The 16,887-nt window shown below is 70.7% G+C and carries 20 protein-coding genes; 15 read left to right on the top strand and 5 right to left on the bottom strand.

Going from position 1 to position 16,887, the window contains the following annotated elements; all coding sequences use genetic code 11:
• Positions 1-45 precede the first annotated feature (45 nt).
• The gene (gene phoU / locus BM085_RS27815; RefSeq protein WP_031171493.1) at positions 46-705 is read left to right on the top strand and encodes a phosphate signaling complex protein PhoU; all 660 of its coding nucleotides are present in this window, start codon (positions 46-48) and stop codon (positions 703-705) included.
• A 175-nt stretch (positions 706-880) separates the two neighbouring features.
• On the opposite strand, the gene BM085_RS27810 is transcribed toward phoU, so the two are convergent.
• The 3 genes from BM085_RS27810 to mshA are packed head-to-tail and all read right to left on the bottom strand — an operon-like array spanning position 881 to position 3,423.
• Positions 881-1,624: a phosphoglyceromutase gene (locus BM085_RS27810; RefSeq protein WP_093889844.1), complete on the bottom strand. Its 744-nt coding sequence runs from the start codon at positions 1,622-1,624 to the stop codon at positions 881-883.
• Positions 1,625-1,650: 26 nt separating this feature from the next.
• The gene (locus BM085_RS27805) at positions 1,651-2,130 is read right to left on the bottom strand and encodes a type III secretion system chaperone family protein (RefSeq protein WP_093889843.1); all 480 of its coding nucleotides are present in this window, start codon (positions 2,128-2,130) and stop codon (positions 1,651-1,653) included.
• Between the two features lie 9 nt (positions 2,131-2,139).
• The gene (gene mshA, locus BM085_RS27800; protein ID WP_177245306.1) at positions 2,140-3,423 is read right to left on the bottom strand and encodes a D-inositol-3-phosphate glycosyltransferase; all 1,284 of its coding nucleotides are present in this window, start codon (positions 3,421-3,423) and stop codon (positions 2,140-2,142) included.
• A gap of 99 nt (positions 3,424-3,522) precedes the next feature.
• Between mshA and BM085_RS27795 the strand changes: the two genes are divergently transcribed.
• The 3 genes from BM085_RS27795 to BM085_RS27785 are packed head-to-tail and all read left to right on the top strand — an operon-like array spanning position 3,523 to position 5,613.
• On the top strand, positions 3,523-4,260 hold the full coding sequence (locus tag BM085_RS27795) for an SDR family oxidoreductase (RefSeq protein WP_093889841.1): 738 nt from the start codon (positions 3,523-3,525) through the stop codon (positions 4,258-4,260).
• A gap of 2 nt (positions 4,261-4,262) precedes the next feature.
• The gene (locus BM085_RS27790; protein WP_093889840.1) at positions 4,263-5,072 is read left to right on the top strand and encodes an SAM-dependent methyltransferase; all 810 of its coding nucleotides are present in this window, start codon (positions 4,263-4,265) and stop codon (positions 5,070-5,072) included.
• Positions 5,073-5,082: 10 nt separating this feature from the next.
• Positions 5,083-5,613: a GNAT family N-acetyltransferase gene (locus BM085_RS27785; protein ID WP_093889839.1), complete on the top strand. Its 531-nt coding sequence runs from the start codon at positions 5,083-5,085 to the stop codon at positions 5,611-5,613.
• Between the two features lie 10 nt (positions 5,614-5,623).
• On the opposite strand, the gene BM085_RS27780 is transcribed toward BM085_RS27785, so the two are convergent.
• On the bottom strand, positions 5,624-5,761 hold the full coding sequence (locus tag BM085_RS27780; protein WP_218158846.1) for a macro domain-containing protein: 138 nt from the start codon (positions 5,759-5,761) through the stop codon (positions 5,624-5,626).
• Positions 5,762-5,926: 165 nt separating this feature from the next.
• Between BM085_RS27780 and BM085_RS27775 the strand changes: the two genes are divergently transcribed.
• The 4 genes from BM085_RS27775 to BM085_RS27760 all read left to right on the top strand — a co-directional run bounded on the left by BM085_RS27775 (position 5,927) and on the right by BM085_RS27760 (position 8,269).
• Positions 5,927-6,283, top strand: coding sequence for a BlaI/MecI/CopY family transcriptional regulator (locus BM085_RS27775; protein ID WP_081937863.1), 357 nt, complete (start codon positions 5,927-5,929; stop codon positions 6,281-6,283).
• Positions 6,280-7,206, top strand: a complete 927-nt coding sequence (locus BM085_RS27770) for a M56 family metallopeptidase (protein ID WP_093889838.1) — start codon at positions 6,280-6,282, stop codon at positions 7,204-7,206. Before BM085_RS27775 ends, BM085_RS27770 begins: the two co-directional genes overlap by 4 nt.
• A 64-nt stretch (positions 7,207-7,270) precedes the next feature.
• Positions 7,271-7,798 (top strand): helix-turn-helix domain-containing protein, encoded by a 528-nt coding sequence (locus BM085_RS46950; protein WP_093889837.1) that lies wholly within the window; start codon positions 7,271-7,273, stop codon positions 7,796-7,798.
• Positions 7,799-7,801: 3 nt separating this feature from the next.
• Entirely contained in the window at positions 7,802-8,269 is a 468-nt protein-coding gene (locus BM085_RS27760) for a hypothetical protein (RefSeq protein ID WP_093889836.1), read from the top strand.
• Positions 8,270-8,419: 150 nt separating this feature from the next.
• On the opposite strand, the gene BM085_RS27755 is transcribed toward BM085_RS27760, so the two are convergent.
• A complete protein-coding gene (locus BM085_RS27755; protein ID WP_093889835.1) occupies positions 8,420-9,130 on the bottom strand; it encodes a VOC family protein in 711 nt (236 codons plus the stop codon).
• Between the two features lie 157 nt (positions 9,131-9,287).
• Between BM085_RS27755 and BM085_RS27750 the strand changes: the two genes are divergently transcribed.
• From BM085_RS27750 to BM085_RS27720, 7 genes are all read left to right on the top strand, one after another.
• On the top strand, positions 9,288-9,614 hold the full coding sequence (locus BM085_RS27750) for a DUF2516 family protein (protein ID WP_031171517.1): 327 nt from the start codon (positions 9,288-9,290) through the stop codon (positions 9,612-9,614).
• Between the two features lie 61 nt (positions 9,615-9,675).
• Positions 9,676-10,215 (top strand): GNAT family N-acetyltransferase, encoded by a 540-nt coding sequence (locus tag BM085_RS27745; RefSeq protein WP_093889890.1) that lies wholly within the window; start codon positions 9,676-9,678, stop codon positions 10,213-10,215.
• Between the two features lie 116 nt (positions 10,216-10,331).
• Positions 10,332-11,336 (top strand): LacI family DNA-binding transcriptional regulator, encoded by a 1,005-nt coding sequence (locus tag BM085_RS27740; protein WP_093889834.1) that lies wholly within the window; start codon positions 10,332-10,334, stop codon positions 11,334-11,336.
• 25 nt (positions 11,337-11,361) lie between these two features.
• Entirely contained in the window at positions 11,362-12,711 is a 1,350-nt protein-coding gene (locus BM085_RS27735; RefSeq protein WP_093889833.1) for a serine/threonine-protein kinase, read from the top strand.
• Between the two features lie 234 nt (positions 12,712-12,945).
• Positions 12,946-13,191, top strand: a complete 246-nt coding sequence (locus BM085_RS27730) for a hypothetical protein (RefSeq protein ID WP_143121096.1) — start codon at positions 12,946-12,948, stop codon at positions 13,189-13,191.
• Positions 13,188-13,613: a type II toxin-antitoxin system VapC family toxin gene (locus BM085_RS27725; protein ID WP_093889831.1), complete on the top strand. Its 426-nt coding sequence runs from the start codon at positions 13,188-13,190 to the stop codon at positions 13,611-13,613. Before BM085_RS27730 ends, BM085_RS27725 begins: the two co-directional genes overlap by 4 nt.
• A 318-nt stretch (positions 13,614-13,931) precedes the next feature.
• Complete coding sequence (locus tag BM085_RS27720; RefSeq protein ID WP_093889830.1) at positions 13,932-16,871, top strand: glycoside hydrolase family 48 protein; 2,940 nt, start codon at positions 13,932-13,934, stop codon at positions 16,869-16,871.
• Positions 16,872-16,887: the final 16 nt, after the last annotated feature.

Below are 16,887 nucleotides of genomic sequence, written 5' to 3'. Positions count from 1 at the left end.
TTACGGTCGGGGTTCGTTCACTGTCGCGCGCGTACGTTGAGGGCCATGCGCGACGCCTATCACGAAGAACTCGATGCCCTCACCGACCGGCTGGTCGAGATGACCCGCCTCGTGCGGTCGGCGATCTCCAGGGCCACCACCGCCCTGCTCGACTCCGATCTCCAGCTCGCGGAGAGCGTCATCTCCCATGACGAGGAGGTCGACCGGATCTTCGCGGAGATCGAGGCGTCGATCTTCGACCTGATGGCCAGGCAGCAGCCGGTGGCCGTGGACCTCCGCACGATCGTCGTGGCCCTGCGGATGGGCACCGACCTGGAGCGGATGGGCGACCTGGCCGAGCACGTGGCCAAAGTCGCCCGGCTGCGCCACCCGGAGTCGGCGATCCCGCCGGAGATCCGCTCCACCATCCTGGAGATGGGCCAGATCGCCGAGCGCCTGATCACCAAGACGGGCAGCTGCATCGCCTCGCGCGACGTGGAGTCGGCCCTGGAGCTGGAGGCGGACGACGACGCGATGGACAGGCTGCACCGCAGGCTGTTCAAGATCCTGATGGCCGACGACTGGAGGTACGGCGTCGAGCCGGCCATCGACGTGACGCTGATCGGCCGCTACTACGAGCGCTACGCCGACCACGCGGTCCGGGTCGCCCAGGACGTGGTCTACCTGGTCACCGGCTCCCGCACGCAGGACGCCGACCTCCGGTAGGCCCACGGACCCGCGCCGGTCCCCTCGATCACGGTGATCCGGGAACGGTGGGAGGGAGAGCGGACGAGGAAGGGCCCGCCGATCGGCGGGCCCTTCCTTCTCGCTGTGGCCCGTTCCGACCCGAGCCTTCCCGTGCTCGGTGCCGGCCCCGGCGTCCGTCCGCCGGGTCCGGGACCTACTTGCCCTGGTTGGCGACGGCCTCGATCGCCGCCTTGGCGGCCTCGGGGTCGAGATACAGGCCGCCCTTGGTGACCGGCCGGAAGTCGGCGTCGAGCTCGTAGCGGAGCGGGATGCCGGTGGGGATGTTGAGCCCGGCGATCTCGTCGTCGCCGATCCCGTCCAGGTGCTTGACCAGCGCGCGCAGGGAGTTGCCGTGCGCGACGACCAGGACGGTCCTGCCCGCCGACAGGTCCGGCACGATCTGGTCGTACCAGTACGGCAGCATGCGCTCGACGACGTCCTTGAGGCACTCGGTCCTCGGCAGCAGCTCGTCCGGCAGCGCCGCGTAGCGCTGGTCGCCGATCTGCGAGAACTCGTCGTCGTCGGCGATCGGGGGCGGCGGGGTGTCGTAGGAACGGCGCCAGAGCATGAACTGCTCGTCACCGAACTCGGCGCGCGTCTGCGCCTTGTCCTTGCCCTGCAGCGCGCCGTAGTGGCGCTCGTTGAGCCGCCAGGAGCGGGTGACCGGCAGCCAGAGCAGGTCGGCGGTGCCGAGCGCGAGGTTGGCGGTCTGGATGGCCCGGGTCAGCACCGAGGTGTGGACCACGTCGGGCCGCACCCCCGCGTCGATCAGCAGTTGCCCGCCGCGCCGCGCCTCCTCCTCGCCCTTGGCCGAGAGCCCCGCGTCCACCCATCCGGTGAACAGACCCTTAGCGTTCCACTCGCTCTCACCATGCCGTAGCAGCACCAAAGTCGCCATGCGGACAAGCTTAGTGGGCGGTCCGTTCAGCGTTCGGGGTCGGCGAACCGGGCGAACGCCTGGAGGTTGGCCAGCGACTCGCCCCGCTTGGCGCGCCACTCCCACTCCCGCCGGATCGAGGAGGCGAAGCCCAGCTCCAGCGCCCGGTCGAAGCCCTCGTCGGAGTAGGTGAGCACGCAGCCGAGGAGCCGGTCGATCTCCTCCTCGGAGACCGCCGCCAGCGGGACCCTGCCGATGAGGTAGACGTCGCCGACCGGGTCGAGGGCGAAGTGCACGCCGTAGGTGGAACCGTTCTTGGTCAGCAGCCAGCGGTAGAACTCGGCGTGGTTCTCGTCGGGCTGACGGCAGAAGAACGCCTCCACGTGCAGGACCCGGTCCCCCACGATCAGCCACGTCATGGTCGCGAGCTTGTGCTGGCCGGGGAGCTTCGCCAGAAAGGCCCCCGGCCGGGGCTCCTCGTAGGAGACTTCCGCGCCCTTGAGCGCGGCCTCGATCACTTCACGCATACGCTCAGCCTACGAGCTGACCGCGATCGGGACGTGGTGCAGGTTCGCCATCGCCCCGGCGTAGACCTCCGCGAGCCGGGCGGCGGTGGCCGACCAGCCGAAGGCCGCGGCCTGGGCCACCGCCCCCTCCGAGAGCGCGTCCCGCCAGGCCGACCGGTTCACGAACCGGCTGAGCACCCGCGCCCAGTCCTGCGGGTCGTGCCCCTCGACGAGCACGCCGGAGACGCCGTCGGCCACCGCGGTGCGCAGCCCGCCCACGGACGCCGCGGCGACGGGCGTGCCGCAGGCCTGGGACTCCAGGGCGACCAGGCCGAACGACTCGTTGTGCGAGGGGACCACCGTCACGTCGGCCGCGCGGTACCAGTCGGCCAGCTCGTGCTGGGGCGCCGGGGGGACGATCCTGACCACGTCCGAGATGCCCAGCGAGACGGCCACGTCGGTGAGGTAGGAGGGCCGGGCCAGGCCGTTGCCGCTGGGACCGCCGACGCAGACGACGACGAGTCTCGACCGGAGCGAGGGGTCGTCGATGAGCATCCGGGCCGCGGCGCGCAGCAGCACGTCGGGGGCCTTGAGCGGCTGCACGCGGCCCACGAACAGCAGCACGTGGGCGTTCTGCGGCAGGCCGAGCCGGTGACGGGCCGCGCCCCTGGACGCGGGCTGGAAGACGCTGAGGTTCACCCCGGGGTTGACGACCTCGACGCGGCCGGGGGCGGCGCCGTACAGGTCGATGAGCTCCTGGGCCTCGGTCGGGGTGTTGGCCACCAGCCGGTCGGCCACCTGGACGACCTGCTCCTCGCCCAGCACGCGGGCGGTCGGCTCGGGCCTGTCGTCCTCGGCGAGCAGGAGGTTCTTCACCTTGGCCATGGTGTGCATGGTGTGCACCAGCGGCACGCCCCAGCGCTCCTTGGCCAGCCAGCCCACCTGGCCGGAGAGCCAGTAGTGGGAGTGGATCACGTCGTAGCGGCCGGGTTCGTACATGGCCTCGGTGCGCAGCACGCCGGACAGGAAACCGCAGAGCTGGCCGGGCAGGTCGCCCTTGTCGAGCTCCTCGTACGGCCCGGCGGTGACGTGACGGACCGAGACCCCCGGTGTGATCTCGGCGACCGGTGGCAGGTCGCGGGACGTCTGCCGGGTGAAGATCTCGACCTCCACCCCGAGCTGGGCCAGGCGCCTGGCCGCTTCCACGATGTAGACGTTCATGCCGCCCGCGTCTCCCGTGCCCGGCTGATCCAGGGGGGACGTGTGCATGCTGATCGTCGCGACCCGGTTGACCCGCCGTCGCCTCACCGACACCACCTCCGAAAGGGATATAACCAACCAATAGTTCGCAACATTCCCTTCGGATGGACGCGCTGGGATCGGTGGCGGGCGGTCCTGGCAGGATTGAGGGCCATGAACAGGACAGCAGTGGTGACGGGTGCCAGCAGCGGGATCGGCGAGGCGACGGCACGCCGCCTCGCCGCGGAGGGCTTCGACGTGGTGGCCGCGGCGCGGCGCCGGGACCGGCTGGACAAGCTGGCCGCCGAGGTGCCCGGGATCCGCGCGGTGACGCTGGACGTGACCTCCCAGGAGTCGGTCGACGCGCTCGCCGCCTCCCTGGACCGCTGCGACGTGCTGGTCAACAACGCCGGCGGCGCGGTCGGGCTGGAGCCGGTGGCGAGCGGGGACGTGGCCGACTGGCAGAAGATGTACGACGTCAACGTGCTCGGCTCGCTCCGCGTCACCCAGGCGCTGCTGCCCCGTCTCGTCGAGTCCGGCGACGGCGTGCTGGTGATGCTGACCTCGGTCGCCGGGCTGGTCTCCTATGAGGGCGGCGGCGGCTACAACGCGGCCAAGCACGCCCAGAGCTCGATGGCCGAGGTGCTCCGGCTGGAGCTGTGCGGCGAGCCGGTCCGGATCGTCGAGATCGCCCCCGGCATGGTCCACACCGAGGAGTTCGCCCTCAACCGCTTCCGCGGCGACTCCACCGCCGCCGACCGCGTCTACCAGGGCGTCCCCGGCCCGCTCTCCGCCGACGACGTGGCCGACGCCGTCTCGTGGTGCGTCACCCGCCCCGCCCACGTGAACATCGACCGCCTGGTCATCCGTCCCCGCGCCCAGGCCGCCCAGTACAAGATCCACCGCGTCTGACCGTGCGGAGACCGATCGGGGAGATCACCAGGGGGACGACGGGCCGCAACCGGCTCCGGCGGGCCGACCGGTGGATCGCCGCCGTCCACGGCCGCCTGCTGCGCTCGGCGGACCGGCCGCTGGTGGTCGACCTCGGCTACGGGGCCTCGCACACCACGACGCTGGAGCTGTTCCTGCGGCTGCGGCGGGTCTGCCCTTCGGTCGAGGTCGTCGGCATCGAGATCGACCCGGCCAGGGTGGCGGCGGCGAAGCCGTACGAACGGCCGGGGCTGTCCTTCGCGCTCGGCGGTTTCGAGCTGCCGGTCGGCCGGCCGCCCCTGCTGGTCCGGGCGTTCAACGTGCTCAGGCAGTACGGCGAGGCCGAAGCGTGGGACTACTGGGCGATGCTCCGGGGGAGGATCGCCCGGGACGGGGTGATCGTCGAGGGCACCTGCTCGGAGGTGGGCCACCGCGCGGTCTGGGCCGGGCTCGACGCCTCCGGCCCGCGGACGCTGACCTTCTCCGCCCGGTTCGACGCCTTCGACCGCCCCTCCGACCTCGCCGATCGCCTGCCCAAGACGCTGATCCACCGCAACGTCCCCGGCGAGCCCGTGCACGCCTTCCTGCGCGACTTCGACCACGCCTGGGCGGTCAACGCCCCGCTCGCCGCCTACGGCTCCCGCCAGCGCTGGATGGCCGCCGTGCGGACGCTCTCCGGGACCTGGCCGGTGGCGGCGCACCCCCCGCTCGGCGGCCGGTCGCGCTGGCGGCTGGGCGAGGTCACGCTCCCCTGGGCGGCCGTCGCCCCCGGACCTGTCGGCCGGTCCGGTTAAGGTCGTTTCCATGCCCGAACTGCGTTTTGTCACTGACCCCGAGCTCACCCCCGAACTGATCGACGAGCTCGTCGGCTGCTGGACCGACGTGAGCAACGCGGGCGGATCCGTCGGCTTCGTCCCCCCGGTGACCGCCGCCGACATCCGGGAGACGGCCGACGCCGCCTTCGCCCGCTGCGGCGACCTCGATCACCTGCTGGTCGGTTTCGACGCCGAGGGCCGGGCGGCCTGCTGGCTGATCCTGGGCGACGCCGGGTCGTGGCTGCGGGCCCACTGGCGCTGGGTGCTGCGCGTGATGGTCCATCCCAAGCACCAGGGCAGGGGCTACGGCTCCCAGCTGATGCGCGCCGCCGCCGACGCCTCCCGCGCCATGGGCGTCGAGGCGCTGCACCTGACCGTGCGCGGCGGCACCGGGACCGAGCGCTTCTACATGGGACTGGGATACACCGAGGTCGGCCGCATTCCCAGGGCCATCCGGGTCGCCCCCGGCGACGACCGCGACGAGATCTACATGGTCAGCCACCTCTCCCCCTTGCCCTGAGCGGCAGCGGTCACCCGGGCGGCGCCTCGCCGAGCGCCCGTTCGAAGACGGCGTAGGCCGCCGCGTCGAACAGCACGAACCTGACCTCGACGACGCTCGTGGGCGTCCCCCGCACGGTCGACAGCGCGACGCGGGCGCCGTCGTCCATCGGCCAGCCGTAGACGCCGGTGGAGATCGCGCCTCTGACGCCGCCCGTCGCCGGCCGGGCGCCCGTCGCCGGGACGGCCCGCGGCGGCCACTCGCGCCGTCGGCCGGACCCGACTCGACAACCCGTAGTACTACCCCTCGTGGTGCGGGAGTTAGGCTTGTCCATGTGAAGGGTCTCGGCGAGCTTGAACGCAGCATCATGGACATCATCTGGGCACAGCCATCAGCGGTGACGGCGCGTGAGGTCGGTCGCCTGATCGCCGACCGGGATCTCGCGCCCACGACCGTGATGACCGTGCTCGACCGGTTGACCCGCAAGGGGTTCCTCGTACGGACCCGTGACGGGCGCGCATGGCGGTACGAACCCGCCGAGAGCCGCGACTCCTACATCGCGGAGCTTATGCTGGAAGCACTCGACCTGACCGGAGACCGGTCGGCCGCCCTTACCCGATTCGCCCAAGCCGTCTCCGGCAACGAGGCGGAGATCCTGCGCAGAGCCCTGACGGAGCTGGAGGACGAGTGATAACCGCGGCAGCCCTGGCGACACTCGCCCTGGTCTGCGCGGTCGGAGCCTGGCGTTTCACCCGGGCCCGATGGACCTACCGTGCCCCGCACGTGGCCATCGTCCTGTGGCAGGCGCTCGGCGTCACCTGGGGTCTGGCCGGGACCGGCACGCTGCTCGCCTACGCCCTGGAGCCCTACGGCCAGGGGGTGCTGCACGGTCTGGCCGCCTTCGCCGCCTCCGCGCTCGGCGGCGGGTACGGCCCGGCCGAGCCGTACGACCTGCCGAGGATCGTGGCCCTCATCGCCGGGCTGACCGCGCTCGTCGTGCTCGTCGTGGTGCTCCTGATCGCGGGTGCGCAGACGTTGCGCGCCCGCCGTCGCCACCGCACCCTGCTCGCCCTCATCGCCCGCGAGGACCCCGAGGTCCCCGGCGTGCGGGTGGTCGACTACCCGGGCGCCACCGCCTACTGCGTGCCGGGGCTCCGGTCCCAGGTCGTGGTCAGCGCGGGCACCCTGAAGCTGCTCTCGCCCGCCGAGCTGAGCGCGGTGCTCGCCCACGAGACCGCCCACGTGCGCGAGCGGCACGACCTGGTGCTGCTCCCGTTCGCCGCGCTGCGCCGGGCACTGCCCTGGTCACGGCTGGTCGCGAACGTGCAGGCCGAGGTCAGCCTGCTGGTGGAGATGGCCGCCGACGACGTCGCCCGCCGCTACTGCTCGCCCCGCCGGCTGGCCACCGCCCTGCTCCGCTTCGGCACGGCGGGCGCCGTACCGACCCCGAACGGGGCGATGGGCGCGGCGGGCTCCTGTTCCGCGGTGATGGCCCGGGTCGAGCGCCTCGTCACTCCAGGGCCGGTCCTGTCCCGCGGGGTCCGCTACAGCATCGTCGCCTTCTCCGTCACGCTGACCGCCTCGGCCCCCCTGCTCTGGCTGGTGCCGCACTAACCGGTGCTTGCAACTGTTAGCCGCTCCGTTTGCAATTGCAAGCACCGTGGGGCAGACTGAAGGCATGGCACTACCCAAGGTCGGCTCGATCGGCGAGTACATCCGCGAGCAGCGCACGCACGCGAAGATCTCCCTGCGCCAGCTCGCCGCCGCGGCGGGGGTCTCCAACCCCTATCTCAGCCAGATCGAGCGAGGACTGCGCAAGCCCAGCGCGGAGATCCTGAACCAGATCGCCAAGGGCCTGCACATCTCCTCACAGGCGCTGTATGTCCAGGCCGGCCTCATCGAGGAGCGCGAGCCGGACAGCGACGTGCTGACCGCGATCAGAGCCGATCACCTCATCACCGAGCGCCAGCGCCAGGTGCTGATCGACATCTACGAGTCGTTCCGCAAGGAGAACCGGGCCGGGGCCCCGGACGAGGACGCGCAGACCTCCCAGAAAGCGCATCCCGCACCGGAGCCCCATGGGGGCGACGTCGTCTCCTCGCCGAACGACGAGGTGCCACTGCCCGAGGGGTATCTCGCCGCACTGAGGCCCTACGCGGCTCCCGCGGGCAACGGCAACGTCACACCGGAAACCAAGGAAGGTTAACCCATGACTCTCGCCACCGAAGTCAAGAAGCTCGCCGAGTCCAAGCCGTTCTACGCCGTCGCCGGCGCCGGAGACTTCGCCGTCGAGAAGCTCCGTGAGCTCCCGGAGCAGATCCAGAAGCTGCAGGGCCGCCGCGAGGAGTTCCGCGAGGCCGCCAAGGACCTCCCGGAGAAGGCCCGGGAGTTCGCCGGCAAGGCCGAGGTCTACGCCAAGGACTTCAGCGGGAAGGCCGAGGGCTACGCCAAGGACTTCCCGGAGAAGGCCCGCGGCTACGCCGACCAGTTCACCGGCAAGGCCGTCGAGCTCTACGAGGAGTTCGCCAGCCGTGGCCGCAAGGTCGTCTCCAAGGCGAGCGGCGAGGCCGCCCTGGAGCTGGAGGAGGTCTCCGAGGCCGCCGAGCCCGCGGTCGCCACCCAGGCCACCAGGAAGAACAGCCGCACCCCGAAGACCGGCTCCGCCCCGAAGGCATGAGACCGTCCGCGCCGGACCCCCGACGGGGGCCCGGCGCGCCTCACGGTCCCGGTGTCGTTCGCGGGCCGGCTCCCGCGCGGGGTCGGTCCCACGGCGGCGGCCACCTCGCACCGGACCTCGGCCGTGATCCGGCTCCCGCCCTTCGCGGGGTCAGTCCCTGCCCTGCCATGTCGTGACGCACGCCTCGTTGCCCTCCACGTCCGCCAGCACCCAGAAGGCGGGTGCCTGGACGTCCGACAGCAGCACCCCGCCCGCGGCCAGCGCGGCCGCGATGCGGTGGGGCGCCTCGTCGTGCGGGACCGAGATGTCGAAATGGATCCGGTTGCGCTGCGGTCGCGGCGCGTCCATCTGCTGGAACCAGATCGCCGGCCCCTGGCCGACGGGATCGACGACCGGGTCCTCGGCGCCGCAGGCGCCGGCCTCGTCGGCGTAGCCCATCACCGCCTTCCAGAACGGGCGGACCGCGGCGATGTCGAGCGCGTCGATCGCGATCTCGACGACCTGGTCCGACCGCGACTCCCGGCCGCCGGCCCCGGCGTCGGTGCGCAGGCCGAGCTCGCCCGCGACCGCGGAGATCCGGCGGGCCAGCCCGATCTCCAGCGGTGTCACCAGGCCGGTGGCCGACGACTGCAGGCTGAGGACCAGCCGGTCCCGGCGGGCGTCCATCGACAGGCTTCCGTCACCGTCGTCACCGGCCGCGGCCGCCACCCGCGCGGCGACGTCGACCGCCTGGGCCAGCGACGTCACGGTCACCGACGCGCGCAGGAGGCCCAGGACGTAGCGCCACCCCAGGTCGCCGACGGCCTCGGAGATCTCCCGCCGGGTCAGCCTTCCACCGGCGTCCGGAGCATTCTGTGTCATGTCAGCATGATCGCAGCGCCCCCGGCGCGGGCGCGCTGTTCTCCGGCATCCGCCCGCGCCGCCGTACGGCGAGCACATACGGGGCCGAGGACGACGCGGAGGGGAGTTTCGGCATTAGGCTGGCAGGCACCAGTGAAGCGAGCGTTTTGGAGAGACGATGTTCCAGATCCACGGCGTTCTGGACCTGATCTTCTGGGTCCTGGCCATCGGCGTCTTCGCCCTGTCGGCCTGGGCTCTCGTGCACGCTCTGCGGACCCCGGCGCGGGCGTTCGCGGTCACCGGCAAGCAGAGCAAGAACCTCTGGCTGATCATCCTCGGTCTGGCGACGCTGTTCGGGTTCGCCGCGGCGGTGCAGTACCTCAGCGTGCTGAGCATCTTCACGATCGCGTCCGTCATCGCCTCGTCCATCTACCTGGCGGACGTGCGACCCGCCGTGCGGGAGATCGGCAAGGGCGGCAACCAGGGCCCCTACGGTCCCTGGTAGAGCCTCCGGCGGAGTAATCCGACTTGCCCGCGCCCGGCCGGGCGGATAGACACTCCGGGTGATGTTCGCGAACAAGCCCACCCTGTCCGGCGAGCGCGTGACGCTCCGCCCCGTCGGCCCCGAGCACGTCGACGGCCTCTGGGAGCTCGTCAACGACCCCGAGACCATGCGGCTCACCGGCTCCCACGGAAAGATCGACCGCGAGGCGGCCAAGATCTGGTACGGCTCGCGCGGCGACCACGACGACCGGCTGGACCTGGCGATCTGCACCGCCGGGGACGACGCCTACGTCGGCGAGGTGGTGCTCAACGAACTCGACACGCACAACCTGTCCTGCAACCTGCGCATCGCCCTGATCGGCCCGCGCGCGTTCGGCAAGGGCTACGGCACCGAGGCGATCCGGCTGGTGCTCGACCACGTCTTCGCCACCACCGAGCTCCACCGGGTCGGCCTGGAGGTCTTCGACTTCAACGACCGGGCCCTTCACGTGTACCGCAAGGTGGGGTTCGTCGAGGAGGGCGTGCGCCGCGACGTCCTGCGCCGGGACGGTGAGTGGCACCATTCGATCATGATGTCGGTGCTCGCCTCTGACAGGCTGTAAGGCAAATTTGACATACATCTGGTGATTTTTCGGAAACATCTTTTGACACTTCCGAAACAATGCTACGTTCACTGGGAGCGCTCCCACCTGTGCGGAATCTTGGTGTGGAGGAAGTTATGTCTGATCTACCCACACTTGCCCAGGTCGCGGCAGAAGCAGGGGTCTCCCCTGCCACCGCCTCCCGGGTACTCACCGGTTCGGTCAGGGTCAGCACATCGACCCGCAGGCAGGTGCACGACGCGATCTCGCGTCTCGGTTACGTACGGCACCGCGCGCCCCGGGGCGGGGCCGGCCGCCGATCCGACCAGGTCGTGGCCGTCGTGGTCTGCGAGCCCGCACACCGGCTGTTCACCGAGCCCTTCTACGCCAGGATGATCACCGCGGTGGAGGAGGTGCTCACCGGCCACGGCGTGCCGCTGGCGGTGATGACGGCCACCGCCGCCACCTCCACCATCGCCACGCCACCGCTCGTCGCCGGAGGAGTCGACGGCGTCCTGCTGATCGGCGCACGGGACCGGCACCCCCTCGCGGTGACCCTGGCCGCGTCCGGCATCCCCGTGCGGAGCGCGGGCCGCCCACCGGACGGCATCGACCTCCCGCACGTCGACATGGACAACCGCGACGGCGGCAGGCAGGCCGCCGAGCACTTCCTCCTCGGCGGCCGTCGGGCCGTCGGCGTCATCGCGGGACCGCCCGGCCTGCCCGCGTCGCGGGACCGGCTCGACGGCTTCGTGCAGACGCTCGCCCTGGCCGGGATGACCGGTGTGCCGGTGGCCTACGGCGACTTCACCCACTCCTCCGGGGTGCACGGCACGCAGTGGCTGCTGCGCCGGATGCCGCACGTCGACGCCGTGTTCGCCGCCTCCGACGTGATGGCCGCGGCGGCCGTGCAGACCCTGCGCCGCACCGGCCGCCGGGTGCCCGAGGACGTGGCGGTGATCGGCTTCGACGACGCCCCCATCGCCCGGCGGATCTCTCCCACGCTCACCACCGTCCGCCAGCCCGTGGAGGAGTTCGCCGCGCTCGCCACCCGGCTGCTGCTGCTCTCGATGACCTCGGCCGACACCGTGAGGAACAACCCGATGCTCCCCACCGAGCTGGTGGTCCGTGAGTCCGCCTGAGCCTGGCGGACTCCGCGCGGGAGAGGTGCTCGCCCGCAGATACCTGCTGCTCGAACCGATCGCGCGGGGCGGCATGAGCGTCATCTGGCGGGCCTTCGACCAATCCCTGCAGCGGCTGGTCGCGGTCAAGCTGCTGGACGGCGAGATCGGCGCCGACCGGGGGGGCCGCGAGCTCATCCGCCGTGAAGCACGTGCCACCGCGCGGCTCATCCATCCCGACGCGATCGAGGTCTACGACTACGGCGAGACGGTGACCTCGCACGGCCGGCTCGCCGCCTACGTGGTGATGCGGCTGCTTGAGGGGCGCCCGCTGTCCGACCGGATCTCGCAGGGCCCGCTGCCGTGGGCGGAGGCGGCGCTGATCGCCGCCCGGCTGGCCAACGTGCTGGCCGCCGCCCACGGGCGGGGCATCGTCCACCGGGACGTCACCGCCGAGAACGTGCTGCTGACCGCGGACGGCGCCAAGCTGCTCGACTTCGGCATCGCGACGTTCATCGGGGAGGAGGGCGAGGACCGCGCCTCCGACTACGGCACGCCGCCCTACGTCGCCCCCGAACGGCTGACCGGCATGACCGCCGACCCGGCCGGCGACGTCTACGCGCTCGGCGTGCTGCTCTTCGAGATGCTCACCGGCGGCACGCCGTACCCGGAACGGACCTGGGAGGAGATCGAGAACGTCCGGCGGGTGGGACCGCCGCCCGCCGTCTGCGCCCCGGGACTGCCCTCCGAGATCGCCGCGCTCTGCCGGGACTGCCTGTCGCACGGGCCCGAGGCCCGGCCGAAGGCGCAGAAGCTGGCCGACGGCCTCACCGCGGCCCTCGCCGGAGCCCGGACGGCCCCGGGCACCGTGGCCATGCGCTGGATGGCGGTCGCGGTGGCCACCGCGCTGGTCGCGGGGGTGCCGGCGTGGCACCAGATCACCGCCGCCCCGGACCGGCGGCCACCCCCCGCCACGGCCCTGGGCACCACCTCCGCCCTCGCGCCCAGCGCCACTCCCGTCCCCACCGCACGCCCCACGCCGGCCATGACCCCCGGGCGCGGCCGTGACCTGTCCACCCCGCGGGCGGTCCGGACGGAGGACGCCGCACGGACGCCTCCCTGGGTGAAGGTGATCCGATCGTCGATGCCGAGCCTCAGCCAGAGCGTGCGGCGCTTCAACGCGCTGCTGGCCGAGGGCGAGGACAGGGGCGGGATCCGCCCCGACGTGGCGCTGGACCTGCGGCAGGTGCTGGCCAACAGCGTCTGCTGCTCCCGCGATCTCACCTCCGTCCGAGGGAAGATCGCCGACCGGCACCGGGAGGGCTCCCTGTCCGGCGAGTTCCGCGTGGCGCTGGAGTCACAGCTCCAGCTCGTGGCGATCGCACTCGCCGGATAGCATGGGAGCCGGATATTGATCTTGCTGTCCTGAACTGGGAGAGCAGGGTGGGACGAGTCCCTGTGAGCCCCCCTGAGTGACCGTGGTTTCCCGCCGGGGTCGACACGCGTCTGGCATGAAATCTCGATGTCGAGAGACTTTTGAAAGTCCGAAGGGCGGCGATTCCGGTCACGCTGAAGCCCTTGGGTGTGGTGTCGCTGTCGCAGGCGGAACGGCTTGCGTAGACTCGTGGCCATGAGCGCCGGGCATGCGCATGAGGAGCTTCATCACCTGGTGGATCGGCTGTCGCCGGACCAGGCGCGTCGGCTCCTGCGCTTGGTCAAGACAGATCCAGAACTGGCTGAGGCGGCCGACGAGGAGCCATCCGAGCCGGTTCGGCGTCGTCGGCTGTCGATCGCCGGGATCGGCGCATCCGGTGAGGGAGATCTGTCGGAACGGGTCGAAGATCTGCTGGCGGAGCGGTTCAATCGGTCGGTGTGACCGCCACGCTTCTGGACACCGGCCCTTTGATCGCTGTCGTCGATCGAGATGACAGGCACCATGTCTCATGTGTACGGCTTCTTGAAAAACTGGAGGGGCCGCTGCTCCTTCCGTCGACGATCTTGATTGAAGCCGGTTGGACGATCAATAGGCATATGGGGCCTGCCGTACACGCCCAGTTTCTTGATCTCGTAACCGAAGAGTTCGAGCTGGTTGATCTGCTTCCTGTGGATGTGCGGCGGATGGCCGAACTCGTCCGGCTCTACAAGGATGCTCGGCTCGACCCGGCTGACGTGTCCGTGGTCGCCGTCGCCGAGCGTCTGGGCATCACACAGATCGCGACGATCGACCGACGGGACTTCACGCTCATTCGTCCCCGGCACGTATCGGCGTTCAGGTTGCTGCCAGAGGTGCTTGTCTGAGAGTTGGTCGAGTGGGTGATTCGATTCCCGTCACCCCAGGGTCCCCCCCGGACCAGACCGCTGGAACAAGCGCTCGGCCGGATATCGGCGGAACTTTGAAACTTTCACGACCCGGGAATCCGCCCGCGCGGATCGCAGCAGCCTGACGGCGTGCCGTACGAAACGTGGGCGTAACCGGGGACGCATGCCATTGACATCCACCGGACGGCCCCCAGAATCCTATTTGGGAGCGCTCCCACCCCCTCTCTCCTTTACTCAGTCCGACACGAAGCCTCTACCAGCGGTTTCTCGACGAGTCCACCCTGGAGGACCTTTTCAATGTCTCGATTCCCCATCAGAGCGGGAGCGCTCCCACGTTTCCGGAAACGGGTCGCCGCGCTGGCGCTGCTCAGCCTGGCGGCCGGGACGACCACCGCGCTGGCGGCCTCACCCGCCCTCGCGGCGGTCTCCTGCGAGGTGACCTACGCGACCAATGACTGGCAGGGCGGCTTCACCGCCAACGTGTCGATCAAGAACCTGGGCGACCCGCTGAACGGCTGGACGCTCGGCTTCACCTTCCCCGACGCCGCGCAGAAGGTCACCCAGGGATGGAGCGCCACCTGGTCGCAGAGCGGCCAGGCCGTCACCGCCAGGAACCTCGACTGGAACGGCAACCTGGCCACGGGCGCCTCGACGAGCATCGGCTTCAACGGGAGCTGGTCGGGGGCCAACCCCAAGCCGACCGCCTTCACGATCAACGGCACTGCCTGCGGCGGGACCGGGCCGGTCAACCAGCCCCCCACCGCGAAGATCACCAAGCCGGTCGCGGGAGCCACCTTCACCGCGCCCGCCACGGTGGACATCACCGCTGACGCCGCCGACGGCGACGGCACGGTGGCCAAGGTCGAGTTCTTCAACGGCACCACGCTGCTGGGCACCGACACCACCGCGCCCTACGCCTACAGCTGGGCGGCCGTGCCCGCCGGCGACTACTCCCTCACCGCGAGGGCGACCGACGACAAGGGCTCGGCCACCACCTCGGCGCCGGTCGGGATCAGCGTCCAGGCTAACTCCGCCCCCGCGGTGCTCCTCACCCCGGCCACGCTCGCCGTCCCCGAGGGCGGCGGCGCGGACCTGTCGGTCAGGCTCTCCAAGGCCCCGTCCGCGAACGTGACCGTGACGACCGCCAGGACGAGCGGCGACGCCGACCTGACCGTCGCCTCCGGCGGGTCGCTGACCTTCACCCCCGCCAACTGGAACACCGCCCAGACGGTCAGGATCGCCGCCGCCGAGGACGCCGACCAGACCTCGGGCAGCGCGGAGTTCACCTCGACCGCCACCGGCCACACCTCGGCCAAGGCGACCGCGACCGAGGTGGACAACGACACCACGGGCGGCGACAACGAGTACGTCAAGCGGTTCACCACGATGTACAACAAGCTCAAGGACCCGGCGAACGGCTACTTCTCGCCGCAGGGCGTGCCGTACCACTCGGTGGAGACCTTCATGGTCGAGGCGCCGGACCACGGGCACGAGACCACCTCCGAGGCCTACAGCTACTACCTGTGGCTGGAGGCGGCCTACGGCAAGGTGACCGGCGACTGGAGCAGGTTCAACGACGCCTGGGCCTCGATGGAGAAGTACATCATCCCGGCCACCGCGGACCAGCCGACCAACTCCTTCTACAACCCGTCCAAGCCCGCCACCTACGCCGGCGAGTGGGACGACATCAAGCAGTACCCCTCCAGGCTGGACGGCGGCGTCTCGGTCGGCAGCGACCCGATCGCGAACGAGCTGAAGACCGCCTACAACACGAACGACGTGTACGGCATGCACTGGCTGCTCGACGTGGACAACACCTACGGCTTCGGCCGCTGCGGCGACGGCACCACCAAGCCCGCCTACATCAACACCTACCAGCGCGGCCCGGAGGAGTCGGTCTTCGAGACCATCCCCCAGCCTTCCTGCGACACCTTCAAGCACGGCGGCAAGAACGGCTACCTGGACCTGTTCACCGGGGACAGCAGCTACGCCAAGCAGTGGAAGTACACCAACGCCCCCGACGCCGACGCCCGCGCCGTCCAGGTGGCCTACTGGGCGCACACCTGGGCCAAGGAGCAGGGCAAGGAGGCGCAGGTCGCCGCCTCGGTCACCAAGGCCGCCAAGATGGGCGACTACCTGCGCTACGCGATGTACGACAAGTACTTCAAGAAGCAGGGCTGCACGAGCACCACATGCCCGGCCGGCACCGGCAAGGACAGCTCGGCCTACCTGCTGAGCTGGTACTACGCCTGGGGCGGCGCCAACGACACCTCCGCCGGCTGGGCCTGGCGGATCGGCTCCAGCCACAACCACTCCGGCTACCAGAACCCGATGGCCGCCTGGGCGCTGTCGAGCGTGGACGCGCTCAAGCCCAAGGGCGCGACCGCCGTACAGGACTGGAGCACCAGCCTGAAGCGGCAGCTTGAGTTCTACCGCTGGCTGCAGTCGAGCGAGGGCGCGATCGCCGGTGGCGCCACCAACAGCTGGCAGGGCCACTACGCGGCCCCGCCGTCCACGCTGCCCACCTTCTACGGCATGGCCTACGACTGGCAGCCGGTCTACCACGACCCGCCGTCCAACCAGTGGTTCGGCTTCCAGGCCTGGTCGATGGAGCGGGTCGCGGAGCTCTACTACGCGACCGGCAACGCCGACGCCAAGCTGGTGCTGGACAAGTGGGTCAAGTGGGCGACCGACAACACCACGGTCAACGCCGACGGGACCTTCCGGATCCCCTCGACCCTGGTGTGGACCGGCCAGCCCGACACCTGGAACGCGGGCAACCCGGGGCCCAACGCCGGGCTGCACGTCAGCATCCGGGACTACACCAGCGACGTCGGCGTGGCGGGCTCCTACGCCAAGGTGCTGACCTACTACGCCGCCAAGTCGGGCAACGCCACGGCCAAGGCCGTCGCCAAGGGCCTGCTCGACGGCATCTGGAAGAACAACCAGGACGCCAAGGGCGTATCGGTGCCCGAGACCAAGGCCGACTACAACCGCCTCAACGACCCGGTCTACGTCCCGCCCGGCTGGACCGGCAAGATGCCCAACGGCGACGTGATCGATTCCAACTCCACCTTCATGTCGATCCGGTCCTTCTACAAGAACGACCCGGACTGGCCGAAGGTCGACGCCTACCTGAAGGGCACCGGTCCCGTGCCGTCCTTCAACTACCACCGGTTCTGGGCCCAGGTCGACGTGGCCGTCGCCCTGGCCGAGTACGGCCGGCTCTTCCCCTGACCGGCTGACCGGCTGA

The sequence above is a fragment of the Streptosporangium canum genome (genome assembly GCF_900113865.1).
Taxonomy (GTDB): Bacteria; Actinomycetota; Actinomycetes; order Streptosporangiales; family Streptosporangiaceae; genus Streptosporangium; species Streptosporangium canum.
The sequence above is the reverse complement of the archived record's forward strand: the minus strand, read 5'-3'. Positions and strand labels throughout refer to the sequence as shown.

Excerpts from the sequence above, each read along its gene's own strand:
- phoU (WP_031171493.1), top strand. The coding sequence starts at position 46 with ATGCGCGACGCCTATCACGAAGAACTCGATGCCCTCACCGACCGGCTG.
- BM085_RS27810 (WP_093889844.1), bottom strand. The coding sequence starts at position 1,624 with ATGGCGACTTTGGTGCTGCTACGGCATGGTGAGAGCGAGTGGAACGCT.
- BM085_RS27805 (WP_093889843.1), bottom strand. The coding sequence starts at position 2,130 with ATGCGTGAAGTGATCGAGGCCGCGCTCAAGGGCGCGGAAGTCTCCTAC.
- BM085_RS27795 (WP_093889841.1), top strand. The coding sequence starts at position 3,523 with ATGAACAGGACAGCAGTGGTGACGGGTGCCAGCAGCGGGATCGGCGAG.
- BM085_RS27785 (WP_093889839.1), top strand. The coding sequence starts at position 5,083 with ATGCCCGAACTGCGTTTTGTCACTGACCCCGAGCTCACCCCCGAACTG.
- BM085_RS27780 (WP_218158846.1), bottom strand. The coding sequence starts at position 5,761 with ATGGACGACGGCGCCCGCGTCGCGCTGTCGACCGTGCGGGGGACGCCC.
- BM085_RS46950 (WP_093889837.1), top strand. The coding sequence starts at position 7,271 with ATGGCACTACCCAAGGTCGGCTCGATCGGCGAGTACATCCGCGAGCAG.
- BM085_RS27760 (WP_093889836.1), top strand. The coding sequence starts at position 7,802 with ATGACTCTCGCCACCGAAGTCAAGAAGCTCGCCGAGTCCAAGCCGTTC.
- BM085_RS27755 (WP_093889835.1), bottom strand. The coding sequence starts at position 9,130 with ATGACACAGAATGCTCCGGACGCCGGTGGAAGGCTGACCCGGCGGGAG.
- BM085_RS27750 (WP_031171517.1), top strand. The coding sequence starts at position 9,288 with ATGTTCCAGATCCACGGCGTTCTGGACCTGATCTTCTGGGTCCTGGCC.
- BM085_RS27745 (WP_093889890.1), top strand. The coding sequence starts at position 9,676 with ATGTTCGCGAACAAGCCCACCCTGTCCGGCGAGCGCGTGACGCTCCGC.
- BM085_RS27740 (WP_093889834.1), top strand. The coding sequence starts at position 10,332 with ATGTCTGATCTACCCACACTTGCCCAGGTCGCGGCAGAAGCAGGGGTC.
- BM085_RS27730 (WP_143121096.1), top strand. The coding sequence starts at position 12,946 with ATGAGCGCCGGGCATGCGCATGAGGAGCTTCATCACCTGGTGGATCGG.
- BM085_RS27720 (WP_093889830.1), top strand. The coding sequence starts at position 13,932 with ATGTCTCGATTCCCCATCAGAGCGGGAGCGCTCCCACGTTTCCGGAAA.